This is a genomic window from Bradyrhizobium sp. WSM4873, assembly GCF_055811355.1.
The window spans coordinates 303878-320100 of sequence record NZ_JBVVPS010000001.1 but is presented as its reverse complement, the minus strand read 5'-3'; the positions used below and the strand labels follow the sequence as shown (position 1 = coordinate 320100).

The window sequence follows — 16223 nt, the reverse complement described above, 5'->3', positions numbered from 1 at the left end:
CGCCGTGGATGTTGCGTTGGGTCTTCCCGTCCTGGTCGGATTGATCGCTGTCGCGCTGCTGTTCGACTTCCTGAACGGCCTGCACGACGCCGCCAATTCGATTGCGACCATCGTCTCGACCCGCGTGCTGCGGCCGCAATACGCGGTGTTCTGGGCCGCGTTCTTCAATTTCGTCGCCTTCATGGTGTTCGGGCTGCACGTCGCGCAGACCATCGGCACCGGCATCATCGATCCCGCGATCGTGGATGCTCAGGTGATTTTCGCTGCGCTCGTCGGCGCCATCGTCTGGAACTTGGTGACATGGGCACTCGGGATCCCATCGTCCTCGTCTCACGCATTGATCGGCGGCTTGTTTGGTGCAGGCGTAGCCAAAGCCGGCCTTTCGGCGGCGGTCTGGAGCGGATTGTCCAAGACGGTGATCGCCATCGTGCTGTCTCCGCTCGTCGGCTTCCTGCTCGCGATGATGCTGGTTGCGATCGTCTCCTGGGCATCGGTGCGCTCCACGCCCTTTGCCGTGGATCGCGCCTTCCGCATCCTGCAATTCGCCTCCGCCTCGCTCTATTCGCTCGGCCATGGCGGCAACGATGCGCAGAAGACCATGGGCATCATCGCCGTGCTGCTCTATTCGCAGGGCCAGCTCGGCGGCGAATTCTTCGTCCCCTTCTGGGTGGTGCTCTCGTGCCAGGCCGCGATGGCGATGGGGACGCTGATGGGCGGCTGGCGCATCGTTCGGACCATGGGCCTGCGCATCACCAAGCTGACCCCGATGCAGGGCTTTTGCGCCGAGACCGGCGGTGCCGCGACCCTGTTCATGGCGACCTTCCTCGGCGTTCCCGTCTCGACCACCCACACCATCACCGGCGCCATCGTCGGCGTCGGCGCCGCCCGCCGCCTCTCGGCGGTGCGCTGGAACGTCGCCAGCTCGATCGTCTATGCCTGGGTGATCACGATGCCGGCCTCGGCCATCGTCGCCGCGCTGAGCTGGTGGGCGGTCAAGATCTTCCTCAGGTAACCAGCTTCAGTCCGACGATCCCGGCGACGATCAGCCCGATGCTGGCGAGGCGGAACGCGGTGGCCGGCTCGCCGAACAGGATGATGCCGAGTGTCGCGGTACCGACCGCGCCGATGCCGGTCCAGACTGCATAAGCGGTTCCAATCGGGAGCGATTTGAGGGCGAGCCCGAGCAGGATGATGCTGCCGGCCATGGCGCCAAGCGTGAGGACCGACGGAACGAGCTTGGTGAATCCCTCGGTGTATTTGAGGCCGATCGCCCAGGAGACCTCAAGCAGACCGGCGACGAACAGGATGCTCCAGGCCATGGCGACCCTCCATTCAAGGCAGGGTCGTCCCCGCGACTGGCGTGCTGATGGGAAGGGAGGGCCGTCCCTCCCAACCTGATCCCAAGCCGGATATGGGGCTGGCCGGAAGGCTCTGCAATCACCAAATGAGGCTTGATCAGGCTCATTTTCCCTGCCAAACGCTGCCGCAATGTCCGACGTCGCCATCACAGCCGAATCGACGGCCCGTTCCTCGCTTGCCGCTGAAGTGTCGCGGCGGCGGACCTTTGCCATCATCTCGCATCCGGACGCCGGCAAGACCACGCTGACCGAAAAGCTGCTGCTGTTCGGTGGCGCCATCAATCTGGCCGGCCAGGTGAAGGCCAAGGGCGAGCGGCGCAACACGCGTTCGGACTGGATGAAGATCGAGCGCGAGCGCGGCATCTCGGTCGTGACCTCGGTCATGACCTTCGAGTTCGAGGGCCTCGTTTTCAACCTGCTGGACACGCCGGGCCACGAGGACTTTTCGGAAGACACCTACCGCACGCTCACGGCGGTCGATTCCGCCGTCATGGTGATCGACGCCGCCAAGGGCATCGAGGCGCGCACTCGAAAGCTGTTCGAGGTGTGTCGTCTTCGCGACATCCCGATCATCACCTTCATCAACAAGATGGACCGCGAGAGCCGCGACGTCTTCGAGTTGCTCGACGAGATCGAGAAGACGCTGGCGCTCGATACCACGCCAATGACCTGGCCTGTCGGCCGCGGCCGCGAGTTCCTCGGCACCTATGACGTCGTCAATGGCGGCGTGCGCCTGCTCGAAGGCGGCGGCGCCAAGACCGGCGCGGCGCAGCAGATCGAGATCGCCGAGCTCGCCAAGCTCAACGCCAATCTCGACGTGTCGGCGGTCAAGGACGAGCTCGAGCTCGTCACCGCGGCTTCAAAACCGTTCGAACTCGAAGCGTTTCGCGAGGGTCATCTGACGCCGGTTTATTTCGGCAGCGCGCTTCGCAATTTCGGCGTCGGCGACCTGCTGCAAGGACTCGGCAAGTTCGCGCCGGAGCCGCGCGCGCAGGAGAGCGACCAGCGCAAGGTCGAAGCCACCGACCCGCGCATGAGCGCCTTCGTGTTCAAGATCCAGGCCAACATGGATCCCAACCACCGCGACCGCATCGCCTTTGCGCGGCTGTGCTCCGGCAAGCTGAGCCGCGGCATGAAGGCGAAGCTCGTGCGCACCGGCAAGAGCATGCCGCTGTCCAGCCCGCAATTCTTCTTCGCGCAGGATCGTTCGGTTGCGGACGAAGCCTATGCCGGCGACGTCGTCGGCATTCCCAATCACGGCACGCTGCGGATCGGCGATACGCTGACCGACGGTGAGGATTTCAACTTCGTCGGCGTGCCGAGCTTCGCGCCGGAAATCGTCCGCCGCGTGCGTCTCACCGATGCGATGAAAGCGAAGAAGCTGAAGGAAGCGCTTCAGCAAATGTCGGAAGAGGGCGTCGTGCAGGTGTTCCGCCCGCGCGACGGCGCGCCCGCGCTGGTTGGCGTCGTCGGCGCACTCCAGCTCGACGTGCTCAAGGCGCGGCTGGATGCGGAATATTCCCTGCCGGTCGAATTCGAGGTCAGCGAGTTCCAGCTCGCGCGCTGGGTTTCTTCGGGCGACCGCAAGAAGCTCGACACCTTCATCGCAGCCAACACCTCCAGCATCGCCGACGATGTCGACGGCGATCCCGTCTATCTGGCGCGGAACGAGTTCTATCTCGGCTACACAAGGGAACGGGCCGAGGGCATCGAGTTCACCAACGTCAAGGACGTCAAGAAGAAGGGGTAGGGTGTGGCTTCGCCCGCGCTGTAGCTACTCCCCCTCCGCTGTCATGCCCCGCGAAGGCGGGGCATCCAGTACGCCGCAGCCTCTCGCCTCAATCACAAACGTCTCGGAGTACTGGGTCGTCCGGTCAAGCCGGACGACGACACCGTCCTTGGACGCGCGCATGTGAACAGCCGCAGGCTTGACGTTGCCGACGGCAATGCCACGTTCACCCATGTGGCCTTGCGAGTTCGCTTCATGTGGCGCGGCATCCTTGTTTTCCTCCTGCTGGCGATCTCGACGATCGCCGCCGACGCGCGGCCCCGGCAAATCAACCCGATTCCGTTTTCGCATGAGCCGTGCAGCGTGCTCGACGGCAGGCCCTGCACGCCATCCTATTGCAGCCCGCTCGGGCCTGGTCCCTGTATTCCCGAGATCGACTATCCCTACGGCCAGAACCTCCAGCTCACGATCCAAAGCGTGCCAGCGGAGGCCGATCGTGCCAAATACCAAAAGCCGGATCACGATCTCGATACGATCGGCGATCTCTTCGCCGAACTGCGCACCTGCTGGTCGCCACCATCGGACAATGCGCGCGCGGGCATGCAGATGGCCGTGCGCTTCAGTTTCAACAAATCGGGCGGCCTGATCGGCCCACCGCGCCTGACCTTTGCGACCGCGGGCGTGCCCGCCGAGACGAAAACGACCTATCTCAATGCAATCAATTCATCGTTGAACGCCTGCCTGCCGCTGAAATTCACCGGCGGTCTTGGCGGTGCCCTCGCCGGGCGGCCGATCGCGATCCGGTATGTCGACAATCGCGAGATCGGCAAGTAGCGCATCAGTTGCGACCGGCGGCCAATCGATGATACGCCATGGGCTGGGCGCTGGTTGAGGGGAGAATCTCGTGGGTCTGCTGGTTATGATCCTGGGGCTTGCGCTGTTTTTCACGGCGCATGTGTTCACGACCAAACGCGAGGCACGCGCGCAGGCCATCGCGAGACTGGGCGAGGGGACCTACAAAATCCTCTATTCGCTTGCCTCGCTCGCGGGGCTCGCGTTGATCATCTGGGGCTTTGCCCACTACCGCGCGACCGGCTGGATCGACGTGTGGTATCCGCCGAAGGCGCTGAAGCACATCACGCTCGCGCTGATGCTGCCCGCGGTCATCCTGGTGGTTGCGTCCTATCTGCGCGGCCGCATCTATGCGACGCTGAAGCATCCGATGCTGGCCGGCATCAAGCTGTGGGCGGCGGCGCATCTTCTGGCCAATGGCGACCTCGGCTCCATCATCCTGTTCGGCTCCTTCCTCGGCTGGGCGGTGTATGACCGCATCACGCTGAAGCGTCGCACCGATGGTGGCGGTCCGCCGATTCCGGTGGGCGGCGTCACCAACGACCTGATCGCGATCGCGGTCGGAATCGTCGCTTATCTGGCGCTGGCGTTTGCGTTCCATCCGGTTGTGATCGGCGTTCCCGTCATGGGCGGCTAGCTGATCAGCACAAGACAGCACCGCATGCCCATGTGCGGAAGGTGACAAGGTAACAAGAGCAACAAGCCAAGGTCATTCCGATGGACTGGTCGCATTCTCAGATCCCGCCGATGCGGTTCGAGGCGCGTTTCGGCGATCGGGTCGTGCCGGCATTTTGCGATCGGCCGTCGAGCCTGTGGGCGATGATCGCGGACGCCTGCGCCCGCAATCCCGACGGGGAAGCGCTGATCTCAGGCCATGTCCGGCTGAGCTGGCGGCAGGCCGCGGAGCAGGCTGCGCGGATCGCGGCGGGATTTCGCACGCTCGGATTGCAGCGCGGCGATCGCGTCGCAATCCTGCTCGGCAACCGCGTCGAATTCCCGCTGCTTCTATTTGCTGCCGCGCATGAGGGGCTCGTCACGGTGCTGCTCAGCACGCGCCAGCAGAAACCGGAAATCGCCTATGTGCTCGCCGACTGCGGCGCCAAAATCCTGATCCACGAGGCGGCACTCGCGGAGCGGCTACCGGAAGCACTAGACGTGCCCGATGTGATGCACCGTATCGCCGTCGACGACGATCCGGCTCTGTCGGATTTCGCGGTGCTCGTCGACAACGCGCCGGCCCCGGCGCCGGTCGAGACGAGCGAAGAGGACACCGCGATGATCCTCTACACCTCCGGCACGACAGGCAAGCCGAAGGGCGCGATGCTGGCCCATTGCAACATCGTCCATTCCTCGATGATCTTCGTGTCCTGCCTGCAATTGACGGCGGCCGACCGTTCGATCGCGGCGGTGCCGCTCGGCCACGTCACCGGCGTCGTCGCCAACATCACGACGATGGTCTGCTGCGGCGGCGCGCTGATCATCATGCCGGAGTTCAAGGCCGCCGAATATCTCAAGCTCGCCGCGCGCGAGCGCGTCACCTACACGGTGATGGTGCCGGCGATGTACAATCTCTGCCTGCTCCAGCCCGATTTCGAGCGCTATGATCTGTCGAGCTGGCGCATCGGCGGCTTTGGCGGCGCACCGATGCCGGTTGCCACCATCGAGAAGCTCAAGGCCATCATTCCGGGCCTCGAGCTGGCGAATTGCTATGGCGCGACCGAAACCACGTCGCCGTCCACGATCATGCCGGGCAGCTTGACGGCAAGCCATATCGACAGCGTCGGCCTGCCGTGTCCCGGTGCACGCATCCTGGCAATGGACGCGGACGGGCGTGAGCTGCCATCTGGGGAAATCGGCGAGCTCTGGATCCAGAGTGCCTCCGTCATCAAGGGCTACTGGAACAATTCAAAAGCCACGGCCGAAAGTTTCACCAGCGGGTTCTGGCATTCCGGCGATCTCGGCTCGGTCGACGCGGAGGGATTTGTCCGGGTGTTCGACCGGCAGAAGGACATGATCAATCGCGGCGGCCTCAAGATCTATTCGGCCGAGGTCGAATCCGTGCTGGCCGGCCACCCGGCCGTGGTCGAGAGCGCGATCGTCGCCAAGACGTGCCCGGTGCTGGGCGAACGCGTTCACGCCGTGGTGGTGGCGCGCGCACCGGTGGACAGCGAGGCTTTGCGTGGCTGGTGCGCGGAGCGGCTGTCCGACTACAAGGTCCCGGAAACCATGGTGATCACCGCGGAGTCCTTGCCGCGCAACGCCAACGGCAAGGTGCTGAAGCGGCAGCTGCGGGAGCTGTTGGGAAACTGACCCGGGGAGGTGGTCTCGCCGGGCTGTCTCGGGTGGTTAACGCCTTGATCGGGCTCGCTTTGCCTTGCCACCGCCATATCGTTAGGGTACCCCGCCGCCACGTGGGGGACGGGATTCCTGACGCGAACGCTTTGGCGCGCGCACCCGGACGGGCATGGGATTGGCATAAGTGTCTGAATTATTTGACGAAGTCGACGAGGAAGTACGTCGCGAACAGCTCAAGAAGCTGTGGGACAAGTATTCGATTTTGTTCATCGCCCTGATGGTGCTGATCGTCGCCGCCGTGGGTGGGTGGCGCGCTTACCAGTATGTGGAGGCCAAGAAGGCTGCCGAGGCCGGTGCTGCCTTCGAGAAGGCTGCCGAGCTGTCCGAGCAGGACAAGCATGCGGAGGCCGAGGCGGCCTTCACCGAGCTCGCAGCCAAGGCTCCATCAGGCTATCGCACCCTGGCGCGGCTGCGTGCTGCGGCCGAGGCGGCGGCCCGCGATCCCAAGGCAGGCGCCAAGCTGTATGACGACATCGCCGCCGACCGCAGCGTAGGCGGCGAGTGGCAGGATCTGGCAAAGATCCGCGCCGCTGGTCTCTTGCTCGACAGCGCCGGCTATGCCGACATGCAGCAGCGGCTGGAAGCCTCCACGGCGCCCAAATCGACCTTCCGTCATACCGCCCGCGAGATGCTGGCGCTTTCGGCCTGGCGCAATAACGATATGACCGCGGCCCGCAAATGGCTCGACGCGATTGCCGAGGACGGCGAAACGCCGCCGGGCCTGCGCTCGCGCGCCGAGGCGCTGCAGGCCTTGCTGCCGCCCGTAGCGAAGAGCTGAGACGAGAGCTGAGACGAGATACCAATATGCGCCGTACGCCACGCTTGATCGCAGCCGCCGTCCTGATCGCCTTCACGGGCGTGCTGGGCGGTTGCTCCAGCTTCGATCCGAGCGACATGCTCGACTTCCTCGACACCAAGAAGAAGCTGCCGGGCGACCGCAAGCCGGTGTTCCCGGAAGGCGTGCCGGGCCTCGAGCAGGGCGTTCCAAAGGATATGTACAAGGGCGCACAGCAACAGCCCGATCCGAACGGCCCAGCCGTCGCGGCTCTGCCCACCGAGCCCGCGCCCGAGCCGAAGCCGGCGAAGGGGGCCAAGGCGAAAAAGACCAGGCAGCCGGCCAGCGCGGCCGTCGCGCCGGCTGGGGCGCCCGCCGGCGAAGTTGATGGCGAGGCGCAGCCCGAGGCTGCGCCGCCCGCGGCCACTCCGCCACCCAGGCAGAAGATCGTGCGGAAGCGCACCACCGCTCCGCCGCCCGATCAACCCGTCCAGCAGGCGCAACCGACCCAGACCACCCAGCAGCAAACGCAGGGCGCCTTCCCGGCACCGATGCCGAGCGGCAGCTTCTCGCGCTAGAGCATGATCCGGAAAAGTGTGAAGCGGTTTTCCGAAAAGATCATGCTCAAACAATTGTCTTCATTTCATTGACAGGCGCAGCTCCGGCAGCGCACGAATGACCCATGTCCTTTAAGATTGCCATTATCGGCCGGCCCAATGTCGGCAAGTCGACGCTGTTCAACCGCCTGGTTGGGCAGAAGCTCGCGCTTGTCGATGACCTGCCCGGCGTCACCCGCGACCGCCGCGAGGGCGAGGCCAGGCTAGGCGATCTCGACTTCACGATCATCGACACTGCCGGCCTCGATGAGGGCGCCAAGGGCTCGCTGACCGCTCGCATGCAGGAGCAGACGGAGGCCGCGATCGCACAGGCCGACGCGCTGTTCTTCGTGATCGATGCCCGCATGGGCCTCACGCCCAACGATCGCGCCTTCGCCGATTTCGCCCGCAAGGCCAACAAGCCGGTGCTGCTGGTCGCCAACAAGAGCGAAGGCAAGCATGGCGATGCCGGCGCGATGGAGGCTTTCGCACTCGGCCTCGGCGATCCCATCCAGATCTCGGCCGAGCACGGCGAGGGCATGGGCGAGCTCTATGACGCTCTGCGCCCATTGATGCCGGAGCCGGTGGAGGAGGACGAGTTCGAAGATGACGAGCCGCTGACGGAGGAAGAGGCCGCCACGCGTCCGATCCGGGTCGCGATTGTCGGCCGACCCAACGCCGGCAAGTCGACGATGATCAATCATCTGCTCGGCGAAGAGCGCCTGCTGACGAGCCCGGAGGCCGGCACTACGCGCGATTCCATCGCGGTCGAGATCAACTGGAAGGGCCGCGAGTTTCGCGTGTTCGACACCGCAGGTCTGCGCCGGCGCTCGCGGATCGAGGAGAAGCTCGAGAAGCTCTCGGTCGCCGACGCACTGCGCGCCGTGCGCTTTGCCGAAGTCGTCGTGATGATGATGGATGCGCAGAACCGCTTCGAGGAGCAGGATATTCGCATCGCCGACCTGATCGAGCGCGAGGGTCGCGCCGTCGTGCTCGCCGTCAACAAATGGGACCTGATGGAGAGCAAGGGTGGCGGCGCGATCTCGAACCTGCGCCGCGATGCCGATCATCTGCTGCCGCAGATCAAGGGCGTGCCGATCGTCGCCGTCTCCGGCTTGATGGGCGAGGGCATCGATCGATTGATGCAGGCGATCCAGGATGCCTATGCGCTTTGGAACAGGCGCGTGTCGACCGCGGCGCTGAATCGCTGGTTCGAGGAGGCGGTCCAGGCCAATCCGCCGCCGGCCGTGTCCGGCCGCAGGCTCAAGCTGAACTACATCACCCAGACCAAGGCCCGCCCGCCAAGCTTCGTGCTGTTCTGCTCGCGTGCGGACGCGGTGCCGCAGTCGTATCTGCGATATCTCACCAATTCGCTGCGTGAGGCCTTCGAGCTGCCCGGCACGCCGGTGCGCATCACCCTGCGCGAGAAGGCCAATCCGTTCGCCCACAAGCGCAAGCGGCCGTCGTGAGCAACGAGGCCGGCGAGGCGATGGCGCAGGGCGCAGCGCCAGTCCGGCGCGGTGCGGTCGCCTTCATCTTCGTCACCATCCTGCTCGACATGCTCGCGCTCGGCGTGATCATGCCGATCCTGCCAAAACTGATCGAGAGCTTCGTCGACAACGACACGGCGCATGCGGCCCGCATCTTCGGCCTGTTCGGGACGGCCTGGGCGCTGATGCAGTTCGTGTTTTCGCCGGTGCTCGGCGCGCTGTCGGATCGGTTCGGGCGGCGGCCCGTTGTGCTGCTGTCGAATTTCGGGCTCGCGGCGGATTATGTGCTAATGGCGCTGGCGCCGTCGCTGGTCTGGCTGTTCGTCGGCCGCGTCATCTCAGGCATCACCTCGGCCAGCATCTCGACCGCCTTTGCCTATATCGCCGACATCACGCCGCCGGAGCGGCGCGCTGCGGTGTTCGGCCGGATTGGCGCGGCGTTCGGCGCCGGCTTCGTGCTGGGCCCGGCGCTGGGCGGCCTGCTCGGCGATATCGATCCGCGCCTGCCGTTCTGGGCCTCGGCGGCCCTAAGCTTGGCCAATGCGCTCTATGGGCTCTTCGTGCTGCCGGAATCGCTGGCACCGGACAAGCGCGCGCCGTTCCGCTGGAAGAGCGCCAATCCGCTCGGAGCGCTCCGCCTGCTGCGTTCCAACGCGGTGCTCGCCGCGCTGTCGGTCGTCAATTTCATCGCGCAGGTCGCGCATGTCGTGCTTCCCTCGACCTTCGTGCTCTATGCCACCTATCGCTACGGCTGGGATTCGAAAACGGTGGGGTTGACGCTGGCGATGGTCGGCATCTGCGCCATGGTGGTGCAGGGGCTCGCGATCGGCCCGATCGTGCGCGTGCTCGGCGAGCGCAACGCGTTGTTGATGGGCCTGTGCTGTGGTGCGGTCGGCTTCGTGATCTTCGGCGCGGCGCCGACCGGACCGCAGTTCTGGATCGGCATTCCCGTGATGTCGCTGTGGGGCATCTCGGGCGCCGCCATGCAATCGCTGATGACGCGGCTGGTCGCGCCCGATCAGCAGGGCCAGTTGCAGGGCGCGACCGCGAGCGTGCAGAGCGTGTCGCAGCTCGTCGGCCCGTTCCTGTTCACTCTGACGTTTTCATATTTCATCGGCGCCAGCGCGCCATGGCAGCTGCCCGGCGCGCCGTTCCTGCTCGCGGCGGTGCTGATGGTGGCGTGCGTGGCAATCGCGGTGCGAGCGCTGGGCGCGGCGAAGAGCGCCTGACGTGTCCGTCGTGGCCGGGCTTGTCCCCGGCCATCCACGTCCTTTGTCCGGGCTCAAAACGTGGATGCCCGGGACAAGCCCGGGCATGACGTCGTTGGGAACTTGCCTGAGCGCTACGCCTTTACTTCTTCACCAGCGGGCACTCGCTGTCCTTGAGCGGCTTGGCCGCGTCTTCCGCCGCGATCGTGGCGATCTGCTTGTAGTAGTCCCACGGTCCCTTCGATTCTTCGGGCTTCTTCACCTCGAACAGATAGGCCGGGATGAGACGACGCCCGTCCGCGCGCAGCGGACCCTTGCCGAACAGCGGATCGTCGGTCGGAAGCTCCTTCATCTTGGCGACGACCTTGGCACCGTCATGCGGGTTGCCGCCGAGCGCGTCCATCGCCTTGAGATAATGCAGCACCATCGCGTAATTGCCGGCCTGCGTCATGGAGGGCATCGCATTCTTGTTGGCCAGCGCCGAGAAGCGCTTCGACCAGGCGCGGGTCTGGTCGTTCATGTCCCAGTAGAAGGATTCCGTGAAGGTCAGGCCCTGGGCGGTCTTCAGACCCAGCGAATGCACGTCATTGATGAACAGCAGCAGCGCCGCGAGCTTCTGCCCGCCCTGTACAATGCCGAACTCGGCGGCCTGCTTGATCGCGTTGGTGGTGTCGCCGCCGGCGTTGGCGAGACCGACGATCTTCGCTTTCGACGACTGGGCCTGCAGCAGGAAGGAGGAGAAGTCGGCCGTGTTGAGCGGATGCTTGACGCCTCCGAGCACCTTGCCGCCGTTGGCGGTGACGACGGCGCTGGTATCGCGCTCCAACGCATGCCCGAACGCGTAGTCGGCGGTGAGGAAGAACCAGCTGTCGCCGCCGGCCTTGGTCAACGCCTTGCCGGTACCGTTGGCGAGCATGTAGGTGTCGTAGGTATAGGAGATCGTGTTCGGTGTGCAGGCCTTACCCGTGAGGTCCGCGGTGGCGGCGCCCGAATTGAGCAGGACCGCATTCTTCTCCTTGACGAGGTTGCTCACCGCGAGCGCCACGCCGGAGCTCGGCGTGTCCGCAATCGCGTCGACCTTGTCGTTGTCGATCCACTGACGGGCAATGTTGACGCCGACGTCCGGCTTGTTCTGATGGTCGCCGCTGATGACGTCGATCTTCCAGCCCTTCTTGAGCAGGCCGGAATCCTCGACCGCCATCTTGATCGCGACCACGGAGTTCGGGCCGCCGATGTCGGCGTAGAGGCTGGACATGTCGTTGAGCACGCCGATCTTGACGGTCTTGTCCTGGGCGAAGGCGGATGTGGCAAAACCGAAGGCGGCACAGGCCAGAAGGGCCGCAGAGCGGCGCGCGAACGTCGTCGTCATAAAAGATTTCCTCCATTGTCAAACATGCGGACGGCTCTCTTGAACGGAGCCTTGTTCCGGCTGATGGCTCTACCGTGTCCCACGGCCGGCGGCAATGCGCCTAAAGCCGGATGACGCTGCGTCGCAGCGTCATCCCTCCGTTAACTTTTGGACAAAATGCGTCGAGACGCTATTTCAGCGCGTCCGACGTCAGCTTGAATTTCTGGATCCGCTTTCCGGTATCAACCTCGGCGGTATAGACGTTACCCTTGGCGTCGATCGCCATGGCATGCACCCAGTGGAATTGTCCGGCGTTGCGGCCGCTGTGCCCAAAGCTTCCGACCACGCTGCCGTCGTCTCGCCTGATGACCCTGATCTCGTTGTTTTCGCCGTCCGCGCTGAGCAGCCAGGTCTGCTTCGGATCGGGCCAGATCGCGATGTCCCACACCGCGCCGTTGCCGAGCGTGTTCTTCTCGAAGAAGAACTCCTTCACGAAGGTGCCGTCCGTCCTGAACACCTGGATGCGGTTGTTGATGCGGTCGCAGACGTAGACGAGCCCGTCATTGGCGAGCTTCACGCAGTGGACCGGATTGCCGAACTGCTGGGACACCGGCGCCTTGGGATCGTACGCCGCCTGCTTGGTGTCGTCGGGCTTGTTGCCGTAGGCGCCCCAGTGCCGCTTGTAGGCAAGCGTGGTTGCGTCGAACACGATGACGCGGCGGTTGCCGTAGCCGTCGGCGACGTAGATTTCGTTGGCGGCCTTGTCGATCGCGGTCTCGGCGGGCTTGCCGAGCTGCGTCGTGTCGTTGCTGCCGAGGCTCGGCGCGATCTTGCCGATCTGGGCGACGAACTTGCCGTCGAGCGTGAATTTCAGGATCGCGTTGTCGTTGTCGGCATTGCCGCCGACCCAGACGAAGCCGCGCTCGTCGACCTCGATGCCGTGCTCGCGGCCGACCCATTCATAGCCTTCGCCGGCGCCGCCCCACGATCGCAGCAGATTGCCGCCGCTGTCGAATTCGAGCACGGGCGGTGCCGAGACGCAGCATTTCGAACGCGGCGGGGTGAGGCTCGCGCCTTTCTCGTCGTCGGTGAGCGAGCGCGGCCGATGGATCACCCAGATGTGGCCCTGCCAGTCGACGGTGATGCCGCCGACCTGGCCGAGGATCCAGTTGTTCGGCAACGGCTTTGGCCAGGACGCATCGACCGCGAAGGTCGGGACATCGCCGGCGGTCGCCGTGCCCGGAAGCGCAAACGCGACGGCCGCGATCAGGACAGAGAGGACGCGAGAGACATTTGCGAGCGCATGCGTAGAGCCTGCGCGATTCCGCCATGGCGCCATGGCAACCTCCCTTTTTTGGCCTGCAGCTTGCTGCCGCTTGAGCGCGGGCAGTCAATCGCGGGGAGGCCGTCGAGTCAATCAGGCCGGCGAGCGGAAGCTCATCAGGCTGCGGGTCTTGTAGTCGTAGAACTTGCCGGTCTCGGTCCAATCGGGTGCGCACATCGGCACGATGAATTCGGCAACCTGCTCGGCTGTATCGAGCGTCGCCGGATCCTCACCCGGCATCAGCGTGGCGCGCATGCGGGTGCGGACGGGGCCGGGATTGAACAAATTGACGCGCAGCTTGGTGTTCGCGGTCTCCTGCGCCCAGGCGCGCGCCAGCGTCTCCAGCGCCGCCTTGGAGGCGGCGTAGGGGCTGACATAGGCGGTCGCCTTGTTGGCCGCGCCGGAAGTGACGAACACAGCACGGCCGGCGTCGGACTGCTTCAGCAGCGGCTCCATGCAGCGGATCAGCTGGAAGTTCGCGGAGACGTTGATCGCCATCACATCGGTGAAGGCCTTCAGCTCGATATGGCCGATCGGCGAGGAGGGGCCGAGCACGCCGGCATTGCCGACCAGGATGTCGAGCTTGCCGTAGCGTTCGTGCAGGCCGGCACCTAGGCGCGCGATGCCGTCGGAATCGGTGAGGTTGAGCGGCACCAGCGTGGCGCTGCCGCCGTCCTTGCGGATATCGTCGTCGAGCTCTTCCAGCCCGCCCTGTGTGCGCGCGACCGCAACGATGTGCGCGCCGGCCCTGGCCAGCGCCTTGGCCGTGGCGAAGCCGATGCCACGCGAGGCGCCGGTGACGAGAGCGATGCGGTTGGCGAGGGGATTTGTCATTGAAAGGTTCTATCCAGCGTCGTCCTGGCGAAAGCCAGGATCCATACGCCGTGACGTTTATGGCTAGAGAAGATGATTGTCACACCTTCTTCGAACCAGAGAGGACTGTGGTGATGGGTCCTGGCCCCCGTGCGCAATTGCGCACTAGGCCAGGGAGACGGCCTCAGCTCGCCTCCGCCAGCAGCGACAATTGCCGCGGCTGCTGCTCGGTCTGGGTCTGGTCGGTGAGGTGGGTCGGATAGGCCCCGGTGAAGCAATGGTCCGAGAATTTCGGATTGGCGGGGTCGCGGCCGGGCTCGCCCATGGCGCGGTACATGCCGTCGATCGACAGGAAGGCGAGCGAGTCGGCGCCGATGATCTCGCGCATCTCTTCGAGCGAATGCGTCGCCGCAAGAAGACCACCGCGGTCCGGCAGGTCGATGCCGTAATAGTCGGGATAGAGGATCGGCGGCGAGGCGAGGCGGAAGTGCACTTCCTTGGCGCCGGCATCGCGCATCATGCGCACGATCTTCTTCGAGGTGGTTCCGCGCACCAGTGAATCGTCGATCAGGATGATGCGCTTGCCTTCGATCGCGGCGCGGTTGGCCGAATGCTTCATGCGGACGCCGGATTCGCGGATCGCCTGCGTCGGCTGGATGAAGGTGCGGCCGACATAGTGGTTGCGGATGATGCCGAGCTCGAACGGCACGCCGGAATGCTGGCTGTAGCCGACCGCGGCGGGCACGCCGGAATCCGGCACCGGCACCACGACGTCGACCGGCACGTGGCTCTCCTTGGCGAGCTGCGCGCCGAAAGCCTTGCGCACCTCATAGACGGAGCGGCCGTGGACGATGGAATCTGGACGTGAGAAGTAGATGTATTCGAAGATGCAGGGCCGCGGCGCAATCGGTGGGAACGGCTTGTGAATGTCCTGGCCGCTCTCGTCGAACACGATGACTTCACCGGGTTCGATGTCGCGCACGAAGCGCGCGCCGATGATGTCGAGGGCGCAGGTCTCGGACGTCAGGATCGGACAGCCGTCGAGATCGCCAAGCACCAGCGGACGGATGCCGCGCGGGTCGCGCGCGCCGACCAGCTTTTTGTTGGTCAGCGAGACCAGCGCATAGGCGCCCTCGATCTCGCGTAGCGCGTCGACATAGCGCTCAATGAAGCGGCTGCGCCTGGAGCGCGCGACCAAATGCAGGATCACTTCGGTGTCGGTGGTCGACTGCATCATCGCGCCGCTCTTCACGAGCTCGCGGCGCAATGTCAGGCCGTTGGTGAGATTGCCGTTGTGGGCGACAGCAAGGCCGCCGGCATTCAGTTCGGCGAACAGCGGCTGCACGTTGCGCAGGATGGTGGCGCCGGTGGTGGAATAGCGGACATGGCCGACTGCCATTGTGCCGGGGAGGCGGTCGATCACCTCGCGGCGGGAGAAGGTGTCACCGACGAGGCCGAGGCGGCGTTCGGAATGAAAGCGACCGCCGTCATAGGAGACGATGCCGGCTGCTTCCTGACCACGGTGCTGAAGGGCGTGGAGGCCGAGCGCCGTGATGGCGGCGGCATTGGGGTGGCCGTAGATGCCGAAGACGCCGCATTCCTCGCGCAGCGTATCCCCCTCCAGATCGTCTTGAAGTTCCAGCGCGGCCGGGCCGAGATCAAGTAGGGCGTCCTGGTCAGGATTTCGCATCTCGTCCGAGCCTCTCGTTAGGGCTTAATCATCGCGCCGCGGGTTTCTCGATCAGCTTTTTAAGGCTGTCACGAGCCGGTTTGCTGTATCCGTCGCCACTGCCCGAAGGCTGCTGCTCGGAATCAGTTTGCTCTTCATCTGGTTTGTTTTTCTTGAATCTCTTCAAGATGGTGTTCTCGGGGTCGTCAGGCAAGAGGGCCATCAGCCAATCCCCGGTTCCCTGCAGCACCACGCGGGATTTGGCCCCTGTGACCCAATCCGGGCGCTGCTTGTCGGGCACCAGCCAGGTGAAGAACAGGAAGGCGACCACGACGATCAAAAGCCCGCGCGCCAACCCGAACAGAAAGCCGAGGGTGCGGTCCAGCGCGCCGATGCGCGAATCCAGGATCATGTCGGAGATCCGGACTGTGATCACGGAGACCACGACCAAGGTGCCCACGAACACGCCGGCGACCACGACCACGCTCGCGACGGTGTCGTTGTTGAAATAGGTCTTTGCGGTCGGCAGCAGCTTCGAGAACGAATAAAGGGTGACGATCGCCGCCGTGCCCCAGGCCGCGATCGACAGGATTTCGCGCATGAAGCCGCGAACCATGGCGAGCAGGCCCGAAATCAGCATCACACCGAGCAGGATCAGGTCGAGGATGGTTACTGGCATCGGCTGGTCTGGTCCGCTCGTACTTCA

15 protein-coding genes are annotated in these 16223 nt (G+C 64.8%); 9 read left to right on the top strand and 6 right to left on the bottom strand.

All coding sequences use genetic code 11. The features are described from left to right. Positions 1-4: 4 nt before the first annotated feature. Positions 5-1012 carry an anion permease gene (locus tag AC0L21_RS01535; RefSeq protein WP_473257276.1) on the top strand — a complete coding sequence of 336 codons (1008 nt, stop codon included), beginning with the start codon at positions 5-7 and terminating at the stop codon, positions 1010-1012. Here AC0L21_RS01535 and sugE read toward each other — a convergent pair. Next, entirely contained in the window at positions 1005-1319 is a 315-nt protein-coding gene (sugE, locus tag AC0L21_RS01530) for a quaternary ammonium compound efflux SMR transporter SugE (protein ID WP_204510973.1), read from the bottom strand. The two genes, AC0L21_RS01535 and sugE, sit on opposite strands and share 8 nt — an antisense overlap. Before the next feature lie 169 nt (positions 1320-1488). On the opposite strand from sugE, the gene AC0L21_RS01525 reads away from it, so the two are divergent. The 8 genes from AC0L21_RS01525 (at position 1489) to AC0L21_RS01490 (ending at position 10384) form a co-directional block, all read left to right on the top strand. Then, the gene (locus AC0L21_RS01525) at positions 1489-3108 is read left to right on the top strand and encodes a peptide chain release factor 3 (protein WP_473257273.1); all 1620 of its coding nucleotides are present in this window, start codon (positions 1489-1491) and stop codon (positions 3106-3108) included. Between the two features lie 234 nt (positions 3109-3342). Beyond that, entirely contained in the window at positions 3343-3921 is a 579-nt protein-coding gene (locus tag AC0L21_RS01520; RefSeq protein ID WP_473258357.1) for a hypothetical protein, read from the top strand. Between the two features lie 70 nt (positions 3922-3991). Beyond that, a complete protein-coding gene (locus AC0L21_RS01515; RefSeq protein WP_473257271.1) occupies positions 3992-4576 on the top strand; it encodes an NnrU family protein in 585 nt (194 codons plus the stop codon). A gap of 80 nt (positions 4577-4656) precedes the next feature. Further along, a complete protein-coding gene (locus AC0L21_RS01510; RefSeq protein ID WP_473257269.1) occupies positions 4657-6249 on the top strand; it encodes a class I adenylate-forming enzyme family protein in 1593 nt (530 codons plus the stop codon). A gap of 169 nt (positions 6250-6418) precedes the next feature. Further along, positions 6419-7072 carry a tetratricopeptide repeat protein gene (locus tag AC0L21_RS01505; RefSeq protein ID WP_247360562.1) on the top strand — a complete coding sequence of 218 codons (654 nt, stop codon included), beginning with the start codon at positions 6419-6421 and terminating at the stop codon, positions 7070-7072. Positions 7073-7098: 26 nt separating this feature from the next. Then, positions 7099-7647 carry a hypothetical protein gene (locus tag AC0L21_RS01500; protein WP_247360563.1) on the top strand — a complete coding sequence of 183 codons (549 nt, stop codon included), beginning with the start codon at positions 7099-7101 and terminating at the stop codon, positions 7645-7647. A gap of 104 nt (positions 7648-7751) precedes the next feature. Further along, entirely contained in the window at positions 7752-9134 is a 1383-nt protein-coding gene (gene der / locus AC0L21_RS01495) for a ribosome biogenesis GTPase Der (RefSeq protein ID WP_473257266.1), read from the top strand. After that, entirely contained in the window at positions 9131-10384 is a 1254-nt protein-coding gene (locus tag AC0L21_RS01490; RefSeq protein WP_473257264.1) for a TCR/Tet family MFS transporter, read from the top strand. The genes der and AC0L21_RS01490 overlap by 4 nt, the downstream gene beginning before the upstream one ends. A 121-nt stretch (positions 10385-10505) precedes the next feature. Here AC0L21_RS01490 and AC0L21_RS01485 read toward each other — a convergent pair whose 3' ends face one another. From AC0L21_RS01485 to AC0L21_RS01465, 5 genes are all read right to left on the bottom strand, one after another. Continuing rightward, positions 10506-11732 (bottom strand): ABC transporter substrate-binding protein, encoded by a 1227-nt coding sequence (locus AC0L21_RS01485; RefSeq protein WP_007609280.1) that lies wholly within the window; start codon positions 11730-11732, stop codon positions 10506-10508. A gap of 169 nt (positions 11733-11901) precedes the next feature. After that, positions 11902-13050 carry an NHL repeat-containing protein gene (locus AC0L21_RS01480; protein ID WP_473257262.1) on the bottom strand — a complete coding sequence of 383 codons (1149 nt, stop codon included), beginning with the start codon at positions 13048-13050 and terminating at the stop codon, positions 11902-11904. 78 nt (positions 13051-13128) lie between these two features. Then, the gene (locus tag AC0L21_RS01475; protein ID WP_473257260.1) at positions 13129-13869 is read right to left on the bottom strand and encodes an SDR family NAD(P)-dependent oxidoreductase; all 741 of its coding nucleotides are present in this window, start codon (positions 13867-13869) and stop codon (positions 13129-13131) included. 163 nt (positions 13870-14032) lie between these two features. Continuing rightward, entirely contained in the window at positions 14033-15538 is a 1506-nt protein-coding gene (gene purF / locus AC0L21_RS01470; RefSeq protein WP_219683207.1) for an amidophosphoribosyltransferase, read from the bottom strand. Between the two features lie 28 nt (positions 15539-15566). Continuing rightward, positions 15567-16196: a CvpA family protein gene (locus AC0L21_RS01465; RefSeq protein WP_007592055.1), complete on the bottom strand. Its 630-nt coding sequence runs from the start codon at positions 16194-16196 to the stop codon at positions 15567-15569. Positions 16197-16223 lie beyond the last annotated feature (27 nt).